The sequence below is a fragment of the Streptomyces sp. NPDC058637 genome, assembly GCF_042717325.1.
Lineage (GTDB): Bacteria > Actinomycetota > Actinomycetes > Streptomycetales > Streptomycetaceae > Streptomyces.
Window position 1 is genome coordinate 48,816 of record NZ_JBHXRD010000012.1, and the last position, 19,969, is coordinate 68,784.

General features: G+C 69.4%; 16 protein-coding genes. 15 read left to right on the plus strand and 1 reads right to left on the minus strand.

Annotated elements, in window-relative coordinates; genetic code table 11:
• Nucleotides 1-391: 391 nt before the first annotated feature.
• The 11 genes from ACFWVP_RS14485 (at nt 392) to ACFWVP_RS14535 (ending at nt 13,535) form a co-directional block, all read left to right on the plus strand.
• Complete coding sequence (locus tag ACFWVP_RS14485; RefSeq protein WP_384496599.1) at nt 392-2,020, plus strand: ABC transporter substrate-binding protein; 1,629 nt, start codon at nt 392-394, stop codon at nt 2,018-2,020.
• Nucleotides 2,021-2,140: 120 nt separating this feature from the next.
• Nucleotides 2,141-3,070 carry an ABC transporter permease gene (locus ACFWVP_RS14490; protein ID WP_384496601.1) on the plus strand — a complete coding sequence of 310 codons (930 nt, stop codon included), beginning with the start codon at nt 2,141-2,143 and terminating at the stop codon, nt 3,068-3,070.
• Nucleotides 3,063-4,007: an ABC transporter permease gene (locus tag ACFWVP_RS14495; RefSeq protein WP_384496602.1), complete on the plus strand. Its 945-nt coding sequence runs from the start codon at nt 3,063-3,065 to the stop codon at nt 4,005-4,007. Before ACFWVP_RS14490 ends, ACFWVP_RS14495 begins: the two co-directional genes overlap by 8 nt.
• Nucleotides 4,008-4,018: 11 nt before the next feature.
• On the plus strand, nt 4,019-5,077 hold the full coding sequence (locus ACFWVP_RS14500; protein WP_384496604.1) for an ABC transporter ATP-binding protein: 1,059 nt from the start codon (nt 4,019-4,021) through the stop codon (nt 5,075-5,077).
• On the plus strand, nt 5,070-6,212 hold the full coding sequence (locus ACFWVP_RS14505) for an ABC transporter ATP-binding protein (RefSeq protein ID WP_384496605.1): 1,143 nt from the start codon (nt 5,070-5,072) through the stop codon (nt 6,210-6,212). The genes ACFWVP_RS14500 and ACFWVP_RS14505 overlap by 8 nt, the downstream gene beginning before the upstream one ends.
• Before the next feature lie 159 nt (nt 6,213-6,371).
• A complete protein-coding gene (locus ACFWVP_RS14510) occupies nt 6,372-8,003 on the plus strand; it encodes an ABC transporter substrate-binding protein (RefSeq protein ID WP_384496607.1) in 1,632 nt (543 codons plus the stop codon).
• A gap of 109 nt (nt 8,004-8,112) precedes the next feature.
• Entirely contained in the window at nt 8,113-9,036 is a 924-nt protein-coding gene (locus tag ACFWVP_RS14515; RefSeq protein WP_384496608.1) for an ABC transporter permease, read from the plus strand.
• A complete protein-coding gene (locus ACFWVP_RS14520) occupies nt 9,029-10,021 on the plus strand; it encodes an ABC transporter permease (RefSeq protein WP_384496610.1) in 993 nt (330 codons plus the stop codon). The genes ACFWVP_RS14515 and ACFWVP_RS14520 overlap by 8 nt, the downstream gene beginning before the upstream one ends.
• A gap of 13 nt (nt 10,022-10,034) precedes the next feature.
• Nucleotides 10,035-11,012 carry an ABC transporter ATP-binding protein gene (locus tag ACFWVP_RS14525; RefSeq protein WP_384496612.1) on the plus strand — a complete coding sequence of 326 codons (978 nt, stop codon included), beginning with the start codon at nt 10,035-10,037 and terminating at the stop codon, nt 11,010-11,012.
• Complete coding sequence (locus ACFWVP_RS14530; RefSeq protein WP_384496614.1) at nt 11,002-12,237, plus strand: ABC transporter ATP-binding protein; 1,236 nt, start codon at nt 11,002-11,004, stop codon at nt 12,235-12,237. The genes ACFWVP_RS14525 and ACFWVP_RS14530 overlap by 11 nt, the downstream gene beginning before the upstream one ends.
• A 200-nt stretch (nt 12,238-12,437) precedes the next feature.
• Nucleotides 12,438-13,535, plus strand: coding sequence for a hypothetical protein (locus ACFWVP_RS14535; protein WP_384496616.1), 1,098 nt, complete (start codon nt 12,438-12,440; stop codon nt 13,533-13,535).
• Between the two features lie 59 nt (nt 13,536-13,594).
• Here the strand turns inward: ACFWVP_RS14535 and ACFWVP_RS14540 are convergent, their stop codons facing one another.
• Nucleotides 13,595-15,721, minus strand: a complete 2,127-nt coding sequence (locus tag ACFWVP_RS14540; RefSeq protein ID WP_384496617.1) for an alpha/beta fold hydrolase — start codon at nt 15,719-15,721, stop codon at nt 13,595-13,597.
• Nucleotides 15,722-15,887: 166 nt separating this feature from the next.
• On the opposite strand from ACFWVP_RS14540, the gene ACFWVP_RS14545 reads away from it, so the two are divergent.
• The 4 genes from ACFWVP_RS14545 to ACFWVP_RS14560 all read left to right on the plus strand — a co-directional run bounded on the left by ACFWVP_RS14545 (nt 15,888) and on the right by ACFWVP_RS14560 (nt 19,867).
• Nucleotides 15,888-16,082: a DUF2304 family protein gene (locus ACFWVP_RS14545; RefSeq protein WP_056793925.1), complete on the plus strand. Its 195-nt coding sequence runs from the start codon at nt 15,888-15,890 to the stop codon at nt 16,080-16,082.
• 137 nt (nt 16,083-16,219) lie between these two features.
• Complete coding sequence (gene mshB, locus ACFWVP_RS14550; protein WP_384496619.1) at nt 16,220-17,137, plus strand: N-acetyl-1-D-myo-inositol-2-amino-2-deoxy-alpha-D-glucopyranoside deacetylase; 918 nt, start codon at nt 16,220-16,222, stop codon at nt 17,135-17,137.
• Nucleotides 17,134-17,595: a DUF6113 family protein gene (locus tag ACFWVP_RS14555; protein ID WP_384496620.1), complete on the plus strand. Its 462-nt coding sequence runs from the start codon at nt 17,134-17,136 to the stop codon at nt 17,593-17,595. The genes mshB and ACFWVP_RS14555 overlap by 4 nt, the downstream gene beginning before the upstream one ends.
• Nucleotides 17,596-17,770: 175 nt before the next feature.
• Nucleotides 17,771-19,867, plus strand: a complete 2,097-nt coding sequence (locus ACFWVP_RS14560) for a hypothetical protein (protein ID WP_384496622.1) — start codon at nt 17,771-17,773, stop codon at nt 19,865-19,867.
• The last annotated feature ends 102 nt before the right edge of the window (nt 19,868-19,969 follow it).

Sequence of the window (19,969 nt, forward strand, 5' to 3'; positions counted from 1 at the left end):
ACATGAGGCCCGGACCCCCGCAGACACTGTGGAGGTCCGGGCCTTTCGTCAACCGATTTCTCTGACCGAGCTGTCCGGATATCGGGCGTCGCTCTCCGGAACATGTGTTAACGGTCCGTTTCGGGCGTGTCTGTCTGGGATCACTTTGTCCGGATTTCGGGCAACCATGGGTTCCTGATGTTGTCAAACCGAGACCCTTTAAGTGTGGTTTACAGCCCGGTGTTCCTTAATAGTTGGCTCCATTGAGCTCGGGTCAATGGGTCAGCGCACTGTGGGGAGTGCCGACTCACGAGCACACTCGGGGCACTGCAAACGATCGCCGTCAGGGGTGTCGGTGGATCTCTACAGTGCCCCTCTTGTAGTCAAAAGTGGACTCATGAGGAGGAAACCCATGCGCGGTGCCAAGAGCGCCAAGTGGGTCGCGGGAGCGGCAATCATCGCCCTGGCCGCGACTGCCTGCGGCGGCGGCGACAGTGACAACGGCAGCGACTCGGCCTCGAAGGAGAAGGGCAAGCCTGCGGGCTACGTGTCCATCGACGTCGGTGAGCCGCAGAAGCCGCTGATCCCGGCCGACACCAACGAGTCGCTCGGCAGCTACGTCATCCAGTCGCTGTTCACCCAGCTGCTGGACTTCGACGCGGATGGCAACATCGTCTACACGAACGCCGAGTCGGTGAAGACCACCGACTCCAAGACGTGGACGGTCAAGCTCAAGCCCGGCTGGAAGTTCCACGACGGCACCCCCGTCACCGCCGAGTCGTACATCAAGGCGTGGAACTGGTACGCGAACGTCAAGAACGCCCAGCAGAACTCGTTCTGGTTCGAGGACATCAAGGGCTACGCGGACGTCCACCCCGAGAAGGGTGACCCCAAGGGCACGGAGATGTCCGGTCTGAAGCTGGTGGACGACACCACCTTCACGATCGAGCTCAACAGCGCCGTCCCGTACTTCGAGTACAAGCTCGGCTACTCCACCTTCGCCCCGCTGCCGGAGGTGTTCTACAAGGACACCAAGGCCTTCGGCCAGGCGCCGGTCGGCAACGGTCCCTACGTCTTCGAGAAGTGGGACCACAAGAAGCTCATCCAGGTCAAGGCCAACCCTGACTACCAGGGTCCGAACAAGGCCAAGAACGCGGGTGTCCTCTTCAAGAACTACGCGACCGTCGAGGCCGCGTACCAGGACCTCCTGTCCGGCAACCTGGACATGATCCGCCAGGTCGGCCCCAAGGACCTGCCGAAGTACAAGCAGGACCTCGGTGACCGCGCGATCGACGAGCCGTACGCGGCCATCCAGTCGCTCGTCCCGACCTTCTACTCGAAGACCTTCAAGGACATCGACCCGAAGGTCCTCCAGGGTCTGTCGATGGCGATCGACCGTGACACGATCACCAAGACCGTGCTCAACGGCACCCGCAAGCCCGCCACCAGCTTCACGCCTCCGGGCGTCGCCGGTAACCAGGACCTGGGCACCGACGTGTTCAAGTTCGACGCGGCCAAGGCGAAGGCGCTCGTCACCGAGGGCGGCGGTGTTCCGGACAACAAGATCTGGATCCAGTACAACGCCGACGGTGGCCACAAGGAGTGGGTGACCGCGGTCTGCGAGTCCATCCGCAACTCGACCGGCGTCGAGTGCGTCCCGGACGCCAAGCCGGACTTCCAGACCGACCTGGAAGCGCGTGACAACGACCAGGTCAAGGCCATGTACCGCGGTGGCTGGGTCGCCGACTACCCGCTGAACGTCAACTTCATGCGGGAGCTGTACGGCACCACCGCCGAGGCGAACAACGGCCGGTTCTCCGACAAGGAGGTCGACGCGGCCTTCAAGAAGGGCGACAACGCCAAGACCCTGGACGAGTCGATCAAGGCTTACCAGGAGGCCGAGAAGCTCGTCCTCACGAAGATGCCGGCGATCCCGCTCTGGGAGTACAAGACCAACGGTGGCTACTCGAAGGCTGTCGAGAACGTGACGATCGACTTCCACGGTGACTACAACATCACCGAAGTCACCGTCGTCAAGTAGTAACGCCTGAGGGCCCCCACTCGGCCATCAGCCGCCCACACAGGCAGTAGGTCCCGGGGGGCCGCTCTCCGTACCCGGAGAGCGGCCCTTCGGGCTGCTTTATCCCTTTCGGAGGCAAACATGGGGCGTTATGTCGCGCGGCGACTGCTCCAGATGATCCCGGTCTTCCTCGGGTCGACCGCGCTGGTCTTCGCCATGATGTATCTGCTGCCCGGCGATCCCGTGCGCGCACTCGCAGGCGAACAGACGGTCGACCCCGCGCAGATCGCGGCGATGAAGAAGGAACTCGGTCTGGACCTGCCGTTCTGGCACCAGTACTGGAACTACCTCGTGAATCTGTTCCAGGGCGACTTCGGAACGCAGATCGCCAGTGGGCGACCGGTGGCCGACATCATCACGGAGTCGTTCCCGATCACGGTTCGGCTGGCCCTGTTTGCCTTCATCTTCACGGTCGTCGTCGGTATCTCCATGGGCATCTTCGCCGGCCTGAAGGCGGACACGTTCCGCGACCGCGGACTGCTCGTCCTGACGCTCCTGCTCATCTCCGTCCCGTCGTTCGTACTCGGCTTCCTCGGCCAGTACTTCTTCGCCTTCCAGCTCGGCTGGGTCGATCCCAACGTGAGCGCCGAGGCGAACTGGAGCGAGCTCTTCCTGCCCGCGGTCGTCCTCGGGTCGCTCTCCCTCGCGTACGTCGCACGACTGACCCGCACCTCGGTCGCCGAGAACCTGCGCTCCGACTACATGCGCACCGCCGTGGCCAAGGGGCTTCCCCGACGCCGCATCATCGGTGTCCACCTGATGCGCAACTCGATGATCCCCGTGGTCACCTTCCTCGGCACGGACCTCGGCGCCCTGCTCGGCGGCGCCGTCGTGACCGAGGGCATCTTCAACGTCAAGGGTGTCGGCTCCGCGGTCTTCGACGCGCTCCGGCACCGTGAGGGCGCCACCGTCGTCGGCATCGTGACGCTGATCGTCATCGTGTATCTCGCAGCCAGCCTGATCGTCGACCTGCTCTACGCGGTCCTGGACCCGAGGATCCGTTATGCCTGAGACGCTCAAGAAAACCGCCGCGGACCAGCCCGCCGAGGAGACGGCCGCCCAGGCCGCCCCCGCGCCCGTGGGCAAGCCGCGCAGCCTGTGGTCGGACGCCTGGCACGACCTGCGGCGCAGCCCGCTGTTCGTCGTCTCCGGGATCCTGATCCTCTTCCTGCTCGTGATGGCGGTCTTCCCCGGCCTGTTCACCGGTGCCGACCCGCGCTACGCGGACCTGGCCCACCACTACCTGCAGAAGCCCAAGTGGGGGAACTTCTTCCAGGAGGACTGGTTCGGGTACGACATCCAGGGCCGTTCGATCTACGCGCGTGTCGTCTACGGCGCCCGCGCCTCGATCACCGTCGCCGTCGTCGTCACCGCCCTGGTCACGATCCTGGGCACCGTGGTCGGCATGCTCGCCGGTTACTTCGGCGGCTGGATCGACACGCTGCTCTCCCGGGTCACCGACATCTTCTTCGGCGTCCCCTTCATCCTCGGCGCGATGGTCGTCCTGACCTCGTTCGAGGAGCGTCACATCTGGGTCGTCATCCTGGCGCTGGCCTTCCTCGGCTGGACCTCGATCGCCCGTGTCGCGCGCGGCTCCGTGCTGACGATCAAGCAGGCCGACTACGTCATGGCGGCCAAGGCGCTCGGCGCCTCGACCAGCCGCATCCTGCTCCGTCACATCCTGCCCAACGCGATCGCCCCGGTGATCGTCGTCGCGACCATCGCGCTCGGCGGCTACATCTCGGCCGAGGCCACGCTGTCCTTCCTGGGCATCGGTCTCGCCGAGCCGACCGTGTCGTGGGGTGTCGACATCTCCTCCGGCCAGGAGCAGCTGCGTAACGCCGCGTTCGTGCTGATCATCCCGTCGGTCATGGTGTCGATCACCGTTCTGGCGTTCATCATGCTCGGCGATGCGGTACGCAACGCCCTCGATCCCAAGCTGCGCTGAGGGAGGCGTACATGACCATCATCGACAAGACGGCGGATGTTCCTGCTCCGCGTGGTTCGAACGACTCGAGCGGTCCGCTGCTCGAAGTCCGTGACCTGCACGTGGAGTTCCACACCCGGGACGGTGTCGCCAAGGCCGTCAACGGGGTCAACTACAGCGTCAGCGCGGGCGAGACCCTCGCCGTGCTCGGCGAGTCCGGTTCCGGCAAGTCCGTGACCGCGCAGGCGATCATGGGCATCCTGGACATGCCCCCGGGCCGCATCCCGAAGGGCGAGATCCTCTTCCGCGGCCAGGACATGCTCAAGATGGGCAACGAGGAGCGCCGGCAGATCCGCGGCCAGAAGATCGCCATGATCTTCCAGGACGCGCTCTCCTCGCTCAACCCGGTGCTCTCCGTGGGCTACCAGCTCGGCGAGATGTTCCGTGTGCACCAGGGACTCTCCAAGAAGGACGCCAAGGCCAAGTCGATCGCGCTGATGGACCGCGTGCGCATCCCGGCGGCGAAGGAGCGGATCAACGACTATCCGCACCAGTTCTCCGGCGGTATGCGCCAGCGCATCATGATCGCGATGGCGCTGGCCCTGGAGCCCGACCTGATCATCGCGGACGAGCCCACCACGGCGCTCGACGTGACGGTCCAGGCGCAGGTCATGGACCTGCTCGCGGAGCTCCAGCGCGACTTCAACATGGGTCTGATCCTGATCACGCACGACCTCGGCGTGGTGGCCGACGTCGCGGACAAGATCGCCGTGATGTACGCGGGCCGGATCGTCGAGACCGCCCCGGTCCACGAGATCTACAAGCGCCCCGCGCACCCCTACACCAAGGGCCTGCTGGAGTCGATACCGCGCCTGGACCAGAAGGGCCAGGAGCTCTACGCGATCAAGGGCCTGCCGCCCAACCTGCTGCACGTGCCGTCCGGCTGCGCCTTCAACCCGCGCTGCGGGATGGCGCAGGATATCTGCCGTACGGAGATCCCGGCGCTTCGCCCGGTCACCGAGCAGGACGGTACCGAGCTGGTCGGCCGCGGCAGCGCCTGCCACTTCTGGAAGGAGACGATCCATGGCTGACATCAAGAAGGAGTCCGTGGACGCCACCCCGAACGTCACCGAAGTGGCGACGGTCAACGCGAGCACCGAGACCGAGGCCGTCGCGGCCATCGAGGCACCGGCCCCGCAGGGTGAGCCGATCCTCCAGGTGCGCAACCTGGTCAAGCACTTCCCGCTGACCCAGGGCATCCTGTTCAAGAAGCAGGTCGGCGCGGTCAAGGCCGTGGACGGGATCTCGTTCGATCTCTACCAGGGCGAGACGCTCGGCATCGTGGGCGAGTCCGGCTGTGGCAAGTCCACGGTCGCCAAGCTCCTGATGACGCTGGAGCGGGCCACCGCCGGCGAGGTCTTCTACAAGGGCCAGGACATCACCAAGCTGTCCGGCCGTGCGCTGAAGGCCGTGCGCCGCAACATCCAGATGGTGTTCCAGGACCCGTACACCTCGCTGAACCCGCGCATGACGGTCGGCGACATCATCGGGGAGACCTTCGAGATCCACCCCGAGGTGGCCCCCAAGGGCGAGCGGCGCCGCAAGGTCCAGGACCTCCTGGACGTCGTGGGCCTGAACCCGGAGTACATCAACCGCTACCCGCACCAGTTCTCCGGCGGTCAGCGCCAGCGCATCGGCATCGCCCGCGGCCTCGCGCTCAACCCGGAGATCATCATCTGCGACGAGCCGGTCTCCGCGCTCGACGTGTCGGTGCAGGCGCAGGTCATCAACCTGATGGAGAAGCTCCAGGACGAGTTCAACCTCTCCTACCTCTTCATCGCGCACGACCTGTCGATCGTCCGGCACATCTCCGACCGGGTCGGCGTCATGTACCTCGGCAAGATGGCCGAGATCGGTACGGACACGCAGATCTACGACCACCCGACGCACCCCTACACCCAGGCGCTGCTGTCGGCGGTCCCGGTCCCGGACCCGGACGCCCGTGACGGACGTGAGCGGATCATCCTCTCCGGTGACGTCCCGTCGCCGGCCAACCCGCCGTCCGGCTGCCGCTTCCGTACGCGGTGCTGGAAGGCCCAGGACAAGTGCGCCACCGAGGTGCCGCTGCTGGCGATCCCCGAGCGCTTCAAGGCCTCGGACACGCCGGCCGCGCACGAGTCGGCCTGCCACTTCGCCGAAGAGAAGGATGTCGTGCACGCGGCCTAGCCCGTCACACCGCCCGCACGAGGACGCCCGGCCCCTGATCCAGGGGGCCGGGCGTCCTCGCGTTCCGGCGGCCCCGGACGGCGGACGTGAACATGCGACGAAGTGTCATATGAGGTGATATGAGGCATTGAGCTACTCAAGAACCCTAGGAGGCACTCCATGCGCGGAGCCACACAGGCCAGGTGGGCCGCATGCGCGGTGGCCGTCGCTCTGACGGCGACGGCCTGCGGCGGCGGGGACAGTGGCGGCGACAGCGGTGGCGCCGACGGGATCGTGAGCTCCTCCTGGGGTGACCCGCAGAACCCGCTGGAGCCGGCGAACACCAACGAGGTGCAGGGCGGCAAGGTTCTGGACATGGTCTTCCGCGGGCTCGTTCGCTACGACCCGAAGACCGGCGAGGCGAAGAACGAGATCGCCGAGAAGATCGAGTCGAAGGACTCGCAGAACTTCACCATCACCATCAAGGACAACTGGACCTTCAGCAACGGCGAGAAGGTGACCGCGAAGTCGTTCGTGGACGCCTGGAACTACGGCGCCGCACTGAAGAACAACCAGAAGAACGCGTACTTCTTCGCCTATATCGACGGCTACGACAAAGCCCACCCCGACTCGGGCAAGGCCACCGCGGACACGCTCTCCGGCCTGAAGGTGGTCGACGACACGACCTTCACGGTCAAGCTGTCGCAGAAGTTCTCGCTCTGGCCCGACACCCTCGGCTACGCGGCCTTCGTGCCGCTTCCCGAGACCTTCTTCTCGGACCACGACGCCTGGCTGTCCAAGCCGGTCGGCAACGGCCCGTACACCATCGACGAGTACGCCAAGGGCTCCTCGATGAACCTGCGCAGGTGGGACGACTACCCCGGTGCGGACAAGGCGCAGAACGGCGGCATCGACCTCAAGGTCTACACCGACAACAACACCGCCTACACCGACCTGACGGCCGGCAACCTCGACCTGGTGGACGACGTGCCCGCGTCGCAGCTCAAGAACGTCGAGGGCGACCTGGGCGACCGGTACATCAACACCCCGGCCGGCATCATCCAGACGCTCGCCTTCCCGTTCTTCGTGAAGGCGTGGGACACCCCCGACGCGGTCAAGGTCCGGCAGGGGCTGTCGATGGCGATCAACCGCGAGCAGATCACCGGCCAGATCTTCCAGAAGACCCGCACCCCCGCCTCCGACTGGACCTCCCCGGTCCTCGGCGCAGAGGGCGGCTTCAAGAAGGGCCTCTGCGGCTCCCCGTGCGAGTACGACAAGGCGCAGGCCAAGAAGCTGATCGACGAGGGCGGCGGCATCCCCGGCGGCCAGCTCAAGATCTCGTACAACGCCGACACCGGCTCCCACAAGGAGTGGGTCGACGCCGTCTGCAACAGCATCAACAGCGTCATGGGCGACAACAAGGCCTGCGTCGGGAGCCCGGTCGGCACCTTCGCCGACTTCCGCAACCAGGTCTCCACCCAGAAGCTGACCGGCGCATGGCGTGCGGGCTGGCAGATGGACTACCCGCTGATCCAGAACTTCCTCCAGCCGCTGTACTACACCAACGCCCCGTCCAACGACGGGAAGTGGAGCGACGAGAAGTTCGACGAGCTGGTCGACAAGGCCAACGCCGAGACCGACAAGGCCACCGCCGTCAGCACCTTCCAGGACGCGGAGAAGGTCCTCGCCGAGCAGATGCCCGTCATCCCGCTCTGGTACCAGAACGGCAGCGCCGGCTACTCGGACCGCGTCGAGAACGTCGCGCTGAACGTCTTCAGCGTCCCGGTGTACGACCAGATCAAGGTCAAGTGACCCGCTGAGGCCGGGTGGCCGGTGCGGCGTACCGCACCGGCCACCCGGCTTTCCGGTCCCCGGAGGACCCACGCCGTTCGCCCGTTCGCCCCGACCCCCGGAGCTCCTCATGGGACGTTATGTGATCCGGCGGCTGCTGCAGATGATCCCCGTCTTCTTCGGCACCACACTGCTGATCTTCCTCATGGTGAACGTGATGGGCGACCCCATCGCGGGCCTCTGCGGCGACCGCCAGTGCGACCCCGCGACCGCCGCCCGGCTGCGCACCGAATTCGGCCTCGACAAGCCCGTGTGGCAGCAGTACCTGACCTACATGGGCAACATCTTCACCGGCGACTTCGGCACCGCGTTCAACGGGCAGGAGGTCACCGAGCTGATGGCCACCGCCTTCCCGATCACCATCAGGCTCACCGTCATCGCGATCGTGTTCGAGATCGTCATCGGCATCAGCCTCGGCGTCGTCACCGGACTCCGCCGGGGGCGGCCCGTGGACACCGGGGTGCTGATCCTGACCCTGATCGTCATCGCCGTACCGACGTTCGTCACCGGTCTGCTGCTCCAGCTCCTCCTCGGGGTGGAGTGGGGCGTCATCAAACCGTCCGTGTCCCCGGAGGCACCGGTCGACGAGCTCATCGTCCCCGGACTCGTGCTGGCCTCCGTGTCGCTGGCCTACGTCACCAGGCTCACCCGGACCTCGATCGCCGAGAACGCCCGCGCCGACTACGTACGCACCGCCGTGGCCAAAGGACTTCCCCGGCGCCGGGTGGTCGTACGGCACCTGCTGCGCAACTCCCTCATCCCCGTCATCACCTTCATCGGTACGGACGTGGGCGCCCTGATGGGCGGGGCGATCGTCACCGAGCGCATCTTCAACATCCACGGAGTCGGCTACCAGCTCTACCAGGGCATCCTCCGGCAGAACTCCCAGACCGTCGTCGGGTTCGTCACCGTCCTGGTCCTCGTCTTCCTGGCGGCGAACCTGATCGTCGACCTCCTGTACGCCGTACTCGACCCGAGGATCCGCTATGCCTGAGCAGCAGCCGTGGGACGAAGCGACAGGGAGCGGGGCGATCTCGGGGGCCGGGGCGGGCGGGGCCATGGACCTCGCCATGGACGAGGGCACCACCCTGGAGAAGACACCCGGCGGCCCCGAGGGCACCGGCCCGGCCGGCAAGCCGCGCAGCCTGTGGTCCGACGCCTGGCGCGACCTGTGCCGCAACCCGGTCTTCATCATCTCCGGGCTGATCATCCTCTTCCTGGTGGTCATCTCGATCTGGCCGTCGCTGATCACGGACCAGGACCCGCTCGACTGCGACCTGGCCAAGGCCCAGGAGGGCTCCCAGCCCGGCCACCCCTTCGGCTTCGACGGACAGGGCTGCGACGTCTACACCCGTACCGTCCACGGGGCGCGGACCTCGGTCACCGTCGGCGTCTGCTCCACGCTCGGTGTCTCCCTGCTCGGCGGGATCCTGGGCGGCCTGGCCGGCTTCTACGGGGGCAAGTGGGACGCGGTCCTCTCCCGCATCACGGACGTCTTCTTCGGCATCCCGGTCGTCCTCGGCGGTCTGGTCTTCCTGTCCGTGGTCACCAGCTCCACCGTCTGGCCGGTGATCGGCTTCATCGTGCTCCTCGGCTGGCCCCAGATCGCCCGTATCGCCCGCGGCTCCGTCATCACCGCCAAACAGAACGACTACGTCCAGGCGGCCCGCGCACTGGGCGCCTCCAACACCCGGATGATGCTGCGCCACATCACGCCCAACGCCGTCGCCCCCGTCATCGTCGTCGCGACGATCGCCCTCGGTACGTACATCTCGCTGGAGGCGACCCTCTCGTACCTCGGCGTCGGCCTGAAACCGCCGGCCGTCTCCTGGGGCATCGACATCTCCGCCGCCTCCCAGTACGTCCGCAACGCACCGCACATGCTGCTCTGGCCCGCCGGGGCGCTCGCGGTCACGGTGCTCGCCTTCATCATGCTCGGCGACGCGGTGCGCGACGCCCTCGACCCCAAACTGCGCTGAGGAGTCCGCCGCCATGTTGCTCGAAGTGCGAGACCTGCACGTGGAGTTCCACACCCGCGACGGCGTGGCCAAGGCCGTCAACGGGGTCAACTACTCGGTGGCCGAGGGCGAGACCCTCGCCGTCCTCGGCGAGTCCGGCTCGGGCAAGTCGGTCACCGCCCAGGCGATCATGGGCATCCTGGACATGCCGCCCGGGAGGATCAGCGGGGGCGAGATCCTCTTCAAGGACCGCGACCTGCTGAAGCTCAGGACCGAGGAACGGCGCAGGATCCGCGGCCAGGAGATGGCCATGATCTTCCAGGACGCGCTCTCCTCGCTGAACCCGGTGCTGAGCGTGGGGCAGCAGCTGGGCGAGATGTTCGTCGTGCACCGCGGGATGTCCCGCAAGGACGCCAGGGCCCGGTCCGTCGAGCTGATGGACCGCGTGCGCATCCCGGCCGCCAAGGAGCGGGTCGGGAACTTCCCGCACCAGTTCTCCGGGGGTATGCGCCAGCGCATCATGATCGCCATGGCCATGGCGCTGGAGCCCTCGCTGATCATCGCCGACGAGCCGACCACCGCCCTCGACGTGACGGTCCAGGCCCAGGTGATGGAACTGCTCGCGGAGCTCCAGAGCGAACTCAACATGGGTCTGATCCTGATCACGCACGACCTCGGCGTGGTCGCCGACGTCGCCGACAGGATCGCCGTGATGTACGCGGGCCGGATCGTCGAGACCTCGCCCGTCCACGACATCTACCGGGCGCCCGCCCACCCGTACACCAAGGGCCTCCTCCGCTCGATCCCGCGCCTGGACCAGAAGGGCCAGGACCTCTACGCGATCAAGGGGCTGCCGCCCAACCTGCTGCACATCCCGCCCGGCTGCGCCTTCCACCCCCGCTGCCCGATGGCCCAGGCCGTGTGCCGTACGGACGTACCGCCGCTGTACACCGTGGACGAGAACCGCCGGAGTGCCTGCCACTTCTGGAAGGAGACGCTCGATGCCCACTGAGGACCCGAGCCGTCAGGACGTCACACCCGGGGGCTCCACCCTGGTCTCCGAGGTGCGCGAGAGCGTCCCCGCGCGGCCGTACGCCGAGGGCGACCCGATCCTTCAGGTGCGCGGGCTGGTCAAGCACTACCCGCTGACCCGGGGCATCCTCTTCAAGAAGCAGATCGGCGCCGTCAAGGCCGTCGACGGCGTCGACTTCGACCTGGCGGCGGGCGAGACGCTCGGCATCGTGGGGGAGTCCGGCTGCGGCAAGTCGACCGTCGCGAAGATGCTGGTGCACCTGGAGCCGCCGACCGGGGGTGTGATCCGCTACAAGGGCGAGGACGTCACCAAGCTGTCCGGCCGTGCGCTGAAGGCCGTGCGCCGCAACATCCAGATGGTGTTCCAGGACCCGTACACCTCGCTGAACCCGCGCATGACGGTCGGCGACATCATCGGGGAGCCGTACGAGATCCACCCGGAGGTGGCACCCAAGGGGAGCCGGCGGCAGAAGGTCCAGGACCTGCTCGACGTCGTGGGCCTGAACCCGGAGTACATCAACCGCTACCCGCACCAGTTCTCCGGCGGGCAGCGCCAGCGCATCGGCATCGCCCGCGGCCTCGCGCTCAACCCCGAGATCATCGTGGCCGACGAACCGGTCTCCGCGCTCGACGTGTCGGTGCAGGCCCAGGTGGTCAACCTGCTGGACCGGCTGCAGGCGGAGTTCCACCTGAGCTTCCTCTTCATCGCCCACGACCTGTCGATCGTCCGGCACATCTCCGACCGGGTCGGCGTCATGTACCTCGGCCGGATCGTCGAGATCGGCACGGACGAGGAGATCTACGACCACCCCACGCACCCGTACACCCAGGCGCTGCTGTCCGCAGTCCCGGTGCCGGACCCGACGGCACGTGAGTACCGCGAGCGGATCATCCTGCACGGGGACGTGCCGTCCCCGGCCGCGGTCCCCTCCGGCTGCCGCTTCCGCACCCGCTGCTGGAAGGCACAGGAGCGGTGCGAGCTGGAGGTGCCGCTGCTGGCCGTCCCCGCCGTCTTCCGGGACACGGACACACCGGCCAGGCACGACTCGGCCTGCCACTTCGCCGAGGAGAAGCGGGTGGTGCCGCCCGAGGGAGTGCTGGAGACCCCCGAGCCGCAGGACGCGCCGCGGCCCTCGGACACGCCGCCGCCCCCGGACGCCCCACCGTCCCTGCGTAAGGGCGAATCGGGTGGGAAAGAAGGATAGACGAGCATCATGTTCGTTAACGCGCAGGCAACTTGACTGTTGCGGCTCCGATATACGAACGCCCCATCATGATGAGCGTACGGCCGTGCGGGTGCCGTGAACCGGCCGGGGCGTTCATCACGTCGCCCCGGCCGGTTTCCCGTTCCCCCTTGCCCCAGGGCCTCTTGTCCATCGGCACGGGGCGGTGGAGTATCGCTGGCGTGATACTCACACGGGGGGCCGGAATCACCGGAGCGGTGCTGTGCGCCGTGCTCGGAGCCATCGTCGCGGGCTGGATCGTGCGCGACTTCCGGGCGGTCGGTGAGCCGCTGGAGCTGCTGCGCTTCTGGGCAGGCTTCGGCGACGCGCGGCCGGGGGCGCTGCCCGCGACCTCGCAGGGCGACCCCGTGCTGCTCGTCGTCTACGTCCTCACCGTCTTCGCCGCACCGCGTTCGAGGGTGGCCGCGTCCGCGCTGGTGGCCGTCGGGGTGGTCACGCTCGCCCTCCGGCTGCCCGGCCTCTGGACGATCGGCGCCTCCTGGCGGGACGGCCAGTACACCGACGAGCTGCGCACCCGCGCGCTGATCGGCGCCTTCGTGACCCTGGCCGCCGCACTCGCGCTGATCGTCACCGGTGGTGCGGGCCGCAGACAGCCCGTGGACGCCGGGGAGCGGCGGCCCACCAGGCCCGGGCGGGGGGCCTCGGTCGTCGCCTTCCTGCTGCTCGGTGCCTCGGGAGCCGTCCTGATCGCCTGGGAGATCCGCCAGTTCGTCACGCTTCCCTCCGCCTTCTACCCCGAGTGGTTCACCGGCGGGGGGATCGTCCGGTCGGGGCTGACCGACGCACCGCCGGGCTGGAGCAGCGTGGCGCTCGCGGTGCTGTGCCTGGTGGTGGCGTTCACCGCGCTCTTCCGCGCCGTCCACGCCCGGCCCTTCGGAATGATCGCCGCCGGATTCGTGGCTGTCGCCGGAGGACTCGGGATCGCCCGCGCCGTCCACCACGGCCTGCTCGACGGCTTCGGCGGTCTGGAGACCGAGCCCCGGCTCGTCGTGCTCACCTCCCTCTTCCATACGTCCGCCGGGGCGGCCGTGCTCCTCGTGCTGTCCCGCCAGGGTGCGGAGGACGCCGTCGGACCGGGGCAGGGATACGGCGACCCTGGCTACGGCTACCCGCAGGCCGGCGGCTACGGCTACCCCTCGGCCGATACGCCGTCGTACGGCTACCCGCCCGCCGGCGGGCCCGGCTACGGCTACCCGCAGCCGGGCCCGCCGGGACAGTTCGGGCCCCCGCCGCCCTCGTCCCCGCCACCGGGGTGGTGACGGCGCGGGCGCGCATGCCGGGGCACGTGAACCCGGCGTGATCCGGACGGGAGGCCGCCCTACGCCCGCGGCAGCCCCAGCGACCGCCTGAGGAAGTCCACCTGGAGCAGCAGCAGATTCTCCGCGACCTGCTCCTGCGGGGTCATGTGCGTCACCCCGCTCAGCGGCAGCACCTCGTGCGGCCGGCCCGCGGACAGCAGCGCGGACGACAGCCGCAGCGCGTGGGCCACGACCACGTTGTCGTCGGCGAGGCCGTGGACGATCATCATCGGCCGCACCTGGTCGGCGGGCCTGGACAGCCCCTCGTCCGTCACCAGCGAGTTGTACGCGTACACCTCGGGCTGCGCCGCCGGGTCGCCGAGGTAGCGCTCCGTGTAGTGGGTGTCGTACAGCCGCCAGTCGGTCACCGGGGCGCCCACGACGGCCGCGTGGAAGACGTCGGGGCGCCGCAGCACCGCGAGCGCCGAGAGGTAGCCGCCGTACGACCAGCCGCGCATCGCCACCTTCGACAGATCCAGCGGGAAGCGCTCGGCCAGGGCGTGCAGGGCCTCCACCTGGTCGTCGAGGGTCAGGGCGAAGTCGTCCCTGATCGCCTTCTCCCAGCCGGGCGAACGACCGGGCGCGCCCCGGCCGTCGGCGACGACCACGGCGAACCCCTGGTCGGCGAACCACTGCGAGGTCAGATGCGGATTGTGGGCGGCGACGACCCGGCGGCCGTGCGGGCCGCCGTACGGATCCATCAGGACCGGAAGCGGACCATCTGATTCCATGTAGTTCGTGGGGAGCAGCACGGCGCACGGAATTCGCCGTGCGCCCCCCTCGGTCAGCTGTACCCGTGCCGTCAGCACCGGCTCCTGGGCGAGGTTCGCGACGGTGGCGATCCGCTCGCCGTCCCGCAGGACCCGCACGGCCGCTCCGGGATGCTCCAAGGAGGCCGAGACCAGCACCGTCACGCCGCCCGCGCGCACCGCGGAATGCACCCCCGGACCCTCGGAAACCCGCTCCACGCCCAGCTCGTTGACCCGGTAGACGTGGCTCTGGCCGATCTCCGGGTCCGCCGCCTTCTCGCCCGCCGTGGCCGACACCAGGATGTCCGACTCGCCGATGTCCAGGACCGACTGGATGTGCAGCTGGGCCCCGGTCAGCGGCCGGTCGCCGACCGAGAGCACGCGTGCGCCGCCCTCGTCGGCGATCCGCACCAGCCGTCCGTCCGGCGCCCACGCGGGCACTCCGGCGAAAAGATCGAGCCAGATCTCGTCCTCGTCGACATGCACCGTGCGGGTCGCGCCGCTCTCCGTGTCGACGGCGAGATGCAGCTGACTGCGCTGGTCACGGGCCTGCACCAGGAGCAGCGGGGCGCCGTGCGAGGACCAGTGCACCCGGGCCAGGTACGGGAAGCGGGCCCGGTCCCAGACGACCTCCGTACGCCCGCCGTCCAGGTCCGTCAGGAAGAGCCGCACCTCGGCGTCGGCCGTTCCCGCGGCCGGATAGCCCACCTCGGCCGGCTTGCTGCCCGGGTTCGCGGGATCGGCGATCCACCACCGCTGTACGGCGCTGTCGTCGACGCGGGCGACCAGCAGGCGGTCCGACTCCGGCGACCACCAGAAACCGCGGTAGCGGCTCATCTCCTCCGCCGCCACGAACTCGGCGAGTCCGTACGAGGTGTGCGGGTCCTCCGGCTCGGCGACCGGGCGGTCCCCGTCGCCCTCCGCGCCCACCACCCGCAGGGAGCCCCGCGTGACGTAGGCGACGTGCCGCCCGTCGGGGGAGGGGCGCGGGTCGATCACCGGGCCCGGCACCGGCAGGGCCCGCGCGGTGCCGACCGTCAACTCGGCCACGTACGCCTTGCCGGAGAGCGCGAACGCGGCCAACTCCACGGCGTCGTCGACCGCGTAGCCCACGATTCCGGCCGAGCCCTCCCGGACCCGCTCACGCCGGGCCCGCTCCTGAGGCGACAGCCTCTCCGCCGAACCGCCCAGCAGGGTCCCGGGATCGGCTGCCACCCGCTCCTCGCCGGTGCGGGTGTCCAGCACCCGGAGCCGGTTCGTCCGGTCGGTGCCGGAGCCGGACCGGAGGAAGACCACCCGCGTCCCATCCGGTGAGACGGTGAAGGCGCGGGGTGCGCCGAGAGTGAACCGCTGGGTCCGGGCGTGCTGGCGGGGAAAAGACAGCTTCTGCGAGGTCATGGCACTGAACCTAGCCCGCGGGCGCCGGTCCGTGCGCCCCTCGTGCTGCTGTGCCCCGACCAATGCGTTGGCACGGATAGTTATGATCCGTAGCGCTCGGTGGGTATGAACCTGCTGGCTCCATGTGTGCTGCCCGTCCCGACCGTTCTGATGGAGGTGAACCGCCGTGGCACTCTCGATTTCGGCGGTGGTGCTGCTGGCGATCGTCGTCTTCCTGCTGATCCGGAAATCCGGACTGAAGGGCGGACACGCGGTGGTCTGCATGTTGCTCGGCTTCTACATGGCGAGCTCGTCGATCGCCCCGACCATCTCGGAGGTGACGTCGAACGTGGCAGGCATGATCGGGGGCATCAAGTTCTGACCGGCGCGCCGGGTGCCCGGACGGGCTCGGGTGCCCGGACGGGTGCGGGGTGCGTCAGGACGCCCCCGTGCCGCCCGGACACCGCCCCTTCCGTGGGGCATTCGGTCCGCACGGCACACGGCTCGTAGGCTGGTCCCATGAAGGACCTTCCCGCCCGCCGTCTGCTGCTCGTGCACGCGCACCCCGACGACGAGTCGATCAACAACGGCGCCACCATGGCCAGGTACGCGGCCGAGGGCGCCCACGTCACCCTGGTGACGTGCACACTCGGCGAAGAGGGCGAGGTCATCCCACCGGACCTGGCACACCTCGCCGCCGACCGGGACGACACCCTGGGCACCCATCGCGTCGGTGAACTCGCCGCCGCGATGCGGGAGCTCGGGGTGACCGATCACCGCTTCCTGGGCGGCCCCGGCCGGTACCGCGACTCCGGGATGGCGGGCACCGAACAGAACCACCGGCCCGGCGCCTTCCGGGACGCCGACCCGGACGAGGCCGCGGGGCATCTCGTCGAGGTGATCCGGTCGGTACGCCCGCAGGTCCTGGTCACGTACGACCCCGACGGCGGCTACGGCCACCCGGACCACGTCCAGGCACACCGCGTCGCGATGCGCGCGGCCGAACTGGCCGCCGACCCCGCGTACGGCGACGGCACCGCCTCCCCGTACGCGATTGCGAAGATCTACTGGAACCGGGTGCCCCGCTCCGTCGCCGAGCAGGCCTTCGCCCGGCTCCGGGACACGGCCCCGGACGCCTTCCCGGGCATCGCCGCCATCGACGACGTACCCGGTGTGGTGGACGACGCCAGGATCACCGCGGAGATCGACGGCACGGCGTACGCGGCGGCGAAGACCGCGGCGATGCGGGCGCACGCCACCCAGATCGCCGTGGACGGCCCGTTCTTCGCTCTCTCGAACGATCTGGGGCAGCCCGTCCTCACCACCGAGTACTACGAACTGGCGCGGGGATCCGCGGGCGGCGACGACGGGTCCCGCGAGAACGACCTCTTCGCGGGCGTGCCGGGCACGGCGGGCACACCGGGAGCACGGACATGAGCAGCAGGCAGAGACAGCGCGCCTCTTCGCGGGCGCCGCGCACCAACGCCCCGCCCAGGAGCCCGGCACCCACCGGCCTCGCCGCGCCCCCGAACCCCCGGCGCATCGCCGCGTACCTCGGCCTCGCCGTGCTGGGAGCCGCCGTCGCGATCGCGGGCACGCTGGTCCAAGGCGCCCTGTTCCCGGGCGGGTTGCTGCTCGCGCTCGCCGCGTCGGGCGGACTGTTCCTCGGGGGCCGGCTGCTCACCCGGACCCAGCTCGGCGCGCTGGCACCGGCGGTGGGCTGGTTCATCGCCGTCGTCGTCCTGCTGAGCGGGCGGCCCGAGGGCGACTACGTCTTCGGCGACGAGATCGGTCTGACCCTCTTCATGCTCGGAGGGATGGCCGTCGCTGTGATGTGTGCCACCATGTCGCGGCTGTCCAATTCAGCCACCGACACCGGTCGGACCGGCGCGTGATGTGCTATGTCACCTCCCGGATTGCCCGCCGGGGGAGGGGTGGGTGCATCCTTGTTCTCTGCGGGTGCGCAGAGTCGCGCGGCGGCGGCCAGTATGGTGGTGCGCGCGCCGAGCCGTCCCCTGGCCTGCGGCATGGGGGAAGTACGGGCGGCGGAGCCAATCGGGAGAACCTGCTTTGAGTCGTGAAACTGACAGTTCGTCCTCCGGGCCCCAGGGGCGCGGCGGAGCCGCGTACCCGTCGGGTACGCCGCCGTACGGATCACGCCAGTATCCGTCGCCGCACCCGTCCCCGGACGGGCCGGGGGGAACTCCGGAGCCTGCGGATCCGCCTCAGCCCGAGGAACCCAGAACCGAGACGACGCTGACGACGCGCATCCGGATCAACATCCCGGGTTCGCGTCCGATCCCGCCTGTCGTCATGCGTACGCCGATGAGCGAAACCGACGCGGCCGACGCCCGTCCGGACGCCGAGCGCACCGGCAGCACCCCGAGGCCCGGCGCGCCCGCGCCGTCCTCCGGCGGAGCGCCCGGTGGCGAGCGTGGCGGATCCCGTCCGGACGCGCGGGACGGCGGCCCGGGGGCCGAGGCCTCCGACAAGCCGGCCAGGGAGAAGAGCGGCAGCGACTGGTTCGCGCCGCGCAAGGCCCCGCCCGCCGGCGCGGGTGCGGCCGAGCCCACCCCCACGGGTCCGCCCGCCCTGGGCAGTGGTCCGGGCGGCGGTTCGGGCTCCGTACCGACACCGCCCCGCGCCGACCTGCCGTACTTCTCGGACGGGCCGCAGCAGCCCGGCGACCGCAGTGCCCTCGACGAGTTCGGGACCGACGGTCCCGGCGGTCCGCGGAGCACTCCGAATCTCGGCGTCCGTACACCCGGCCCCGCCGGGCCCACCACGGGTCCGGTCACCGGGAGTTCTCCCCTGACGCCGAACCTCGACGTCCTCGCGGGCCGGAGCGGCCCGCCCGGCCCCGGCGGCCCCGGCGGTCCTTCCGGTCCCGGTGGGCCGTCGTCCGGACCCCGGCCCGGCGGCCCCGCGGGCCCCGGTGGCGTACCGCCGCGGATGTCCGACGACACGGCGATCCTGACGCCGCAGCCCGCCGCGCCCGCACCGGGTCCCGGCGGTCATGTCTCCGGTGACACGCTCACCAGTGGCATCCCCGTCATCCCGCCGGAGTCCCGCTCGCCGTTCCCCGGCGGTCCCGGTGCCCCCGGCGGCCCGCGCGCCGACCTGGGCGACGGCCCGATGGGCAGCGGGCCCGCGGGTCCGGGCGCTCCGGCTCCCGCTCCCGCGGCCCGGCCGGTTCCGAAGCCCGCGCCGCCCGCCAGGAAGGGCCGCTCCAAGCTGGTCCTCCTGGGCGTCGGTGTCTTCGTCCTGCTGGGCATCGCCTACGGGGCCGGACTCCTGATGAACCACTCCGAGGTCCCCAAGGGCACCACGGTCCTCGGAGTCGACATCGGCGGCGGCACGAAGGAGGAGGCGGTCGTCAAGCTGGAGGCCGCCCTCGGGAAGCGCGCCCAGGCTCCCCTGAAGCTGTCCGTGGACGGCAAGGAGCAGAAGCTCGTCCCGGACAAGGCCGGCCTCACCCTGGACAGCCAGGAGACCGTCCGAGGCGCCGCGGGCAGCGACTACAACCCGGTCTCCGTGATCGGTTCCCTGTTCGGCGGGGCACGCCCGGCCGACCCGGTGATCCCGGTCGACGAGGAGAAGCTCGGCGTCGCGCTGACCGACCTGGCGGGCATCTCGGGATCCGCCGACGACGGCACGATCAGGTTCGAGCCCGACAAGGCCGTGGCCGTACCGGGCAAGAACGGTGAGGCCCTGGACGTCAACCGGTCGATCATCTCCGTACGGGACGCCTACCGCGCGCAGGTGCAGACGGGCAAGTCGTCCGTGGTCGAACTGCCCGTCGCCGAGACCGAGCCCACCATCGACCAGGCCGAACTGGACCGGGCGATGAAGGAGTTCGCGGAGCCGGCGATGTCCGGGCTGGTCACCATCACGGCCGGGCCCAAGCGGATCGACTTCGGTCCGGCGAGGTCCCTGCCGCAGATCCTCTCGATGAAGCCGGTCGACGGCAGGCTGGTCGAGGTCTACGACAAGAAGGCGATCGAGACGCTGCTGGACGGCGTGTTCGACGGCATCATGGTCACCAAGGGCGACGGAACGCAGCACGAGGTCAGTGCCGACGACGTCGCCCACGCGATGCAGACCGCGCTGCTCGGCAAGACCCCCGCCGAGCGCACCGTCGCGATCGACCTCGGCGGCGAGGGCTGACCCGCCGCGCAGCGACCGTACGACCGCCCCTGTCCGGATCTCCGGACAGGGGCGGCCTCGTTGTCCCCCGTACGCGGCTCCGCCCCGGGCGTTGTCGCTGTG

Coding starts and splice junctions, on each gene's coding strand:
- ACFWVP_RS14495 (WP_384496602.1), top strand. CDS start 3,063: ATGCCTGAGACGCTCAAGAAAACCGCCGCGGACCAGCCCGCCGAGGAG.
- ACFWVP_RS14520 (WP_384496610.1), top strand. CDS start 9,029: ATGCCTGAGCAGCAGCCGTGGGACGAAGCGACAGGGAGCGGGGCGATC.
- ACFWVP_RS14555 (WP_384496620.1), top strand. CDS start 17,134: ATGAGCAGCAGGCAGAGACAGCGCGCCTCTTCGCGGGCGCCGCGCACC.
- ACFWVP_RS14490 (WP_384496601.1), top strand. CDS start 2,141: ATGGGGCGTTATGTCGCGCGGCGACTGCTCCAGATGATCCCGGTCTTC.
- mshB (WP_384496619.1), top strand. CDS start 16,220: ATGAAGGACCTTCCCGCCCGCCGTCTGCTGCTCGTGCACGCGCACCCC.
- ACFWVP_RS14525 (WP_384496612.1), top strand. CDS start 10,035: ATGTTGCTCGAAGTGCGAGACCTGCACGTGGAGTTCCACACCCGCGAC.
- ACFWVP_RS14485 (WP_384496599.1), top strand. CDS start 392: ATGCGCGGTGCCAAGAGCGCCAAGTGGGTCGCGGGAGCGGCAATCATC.
- ACFWVP_RS14510 (WP_384496607.1), top strand. CDS start 6,372: ATGCGCGGAGCCACACAGGCCAGGTGGGCCGCATGCGCGGTGGCCGTC.
- ACFWVP_RS14540 (WP_384496617.1), bottom strand. CDS start 15,721: ATGACCTCGCAGAAGCTGTCTTTTCCCCGCCAGCACGCCCGGACCCAG.
- ACFWVP_RS14500 (WP_384496604.1), top strand. CDS start 4,019: ATGACCATCATCGACAAGACGGCGGATGTTCCTGCTCCGCGTGGTTCG.
- ACFWVP_RS14515 (WP_384496608.1), top strand. CDS start 8,113: ATGGGACGTTATGTGATCCGGCGGCTGCTGCAGATGATCCCCGTCTTC.
- ACFWVP_RS14505 (WP_384496605.1), top strand. CDS start 5,070: ATGGCTGACATCAAGAAGGAGTCCGTGGACGCCACCCCGAACGTCACC.
- ACFWVP_RS14530 (WP_384496614.1), top strand. CDS start 11,002: ATGCCCACTGAGGACCCGAGCCGTCAGGACGTCACACCCGGGGGCTCC.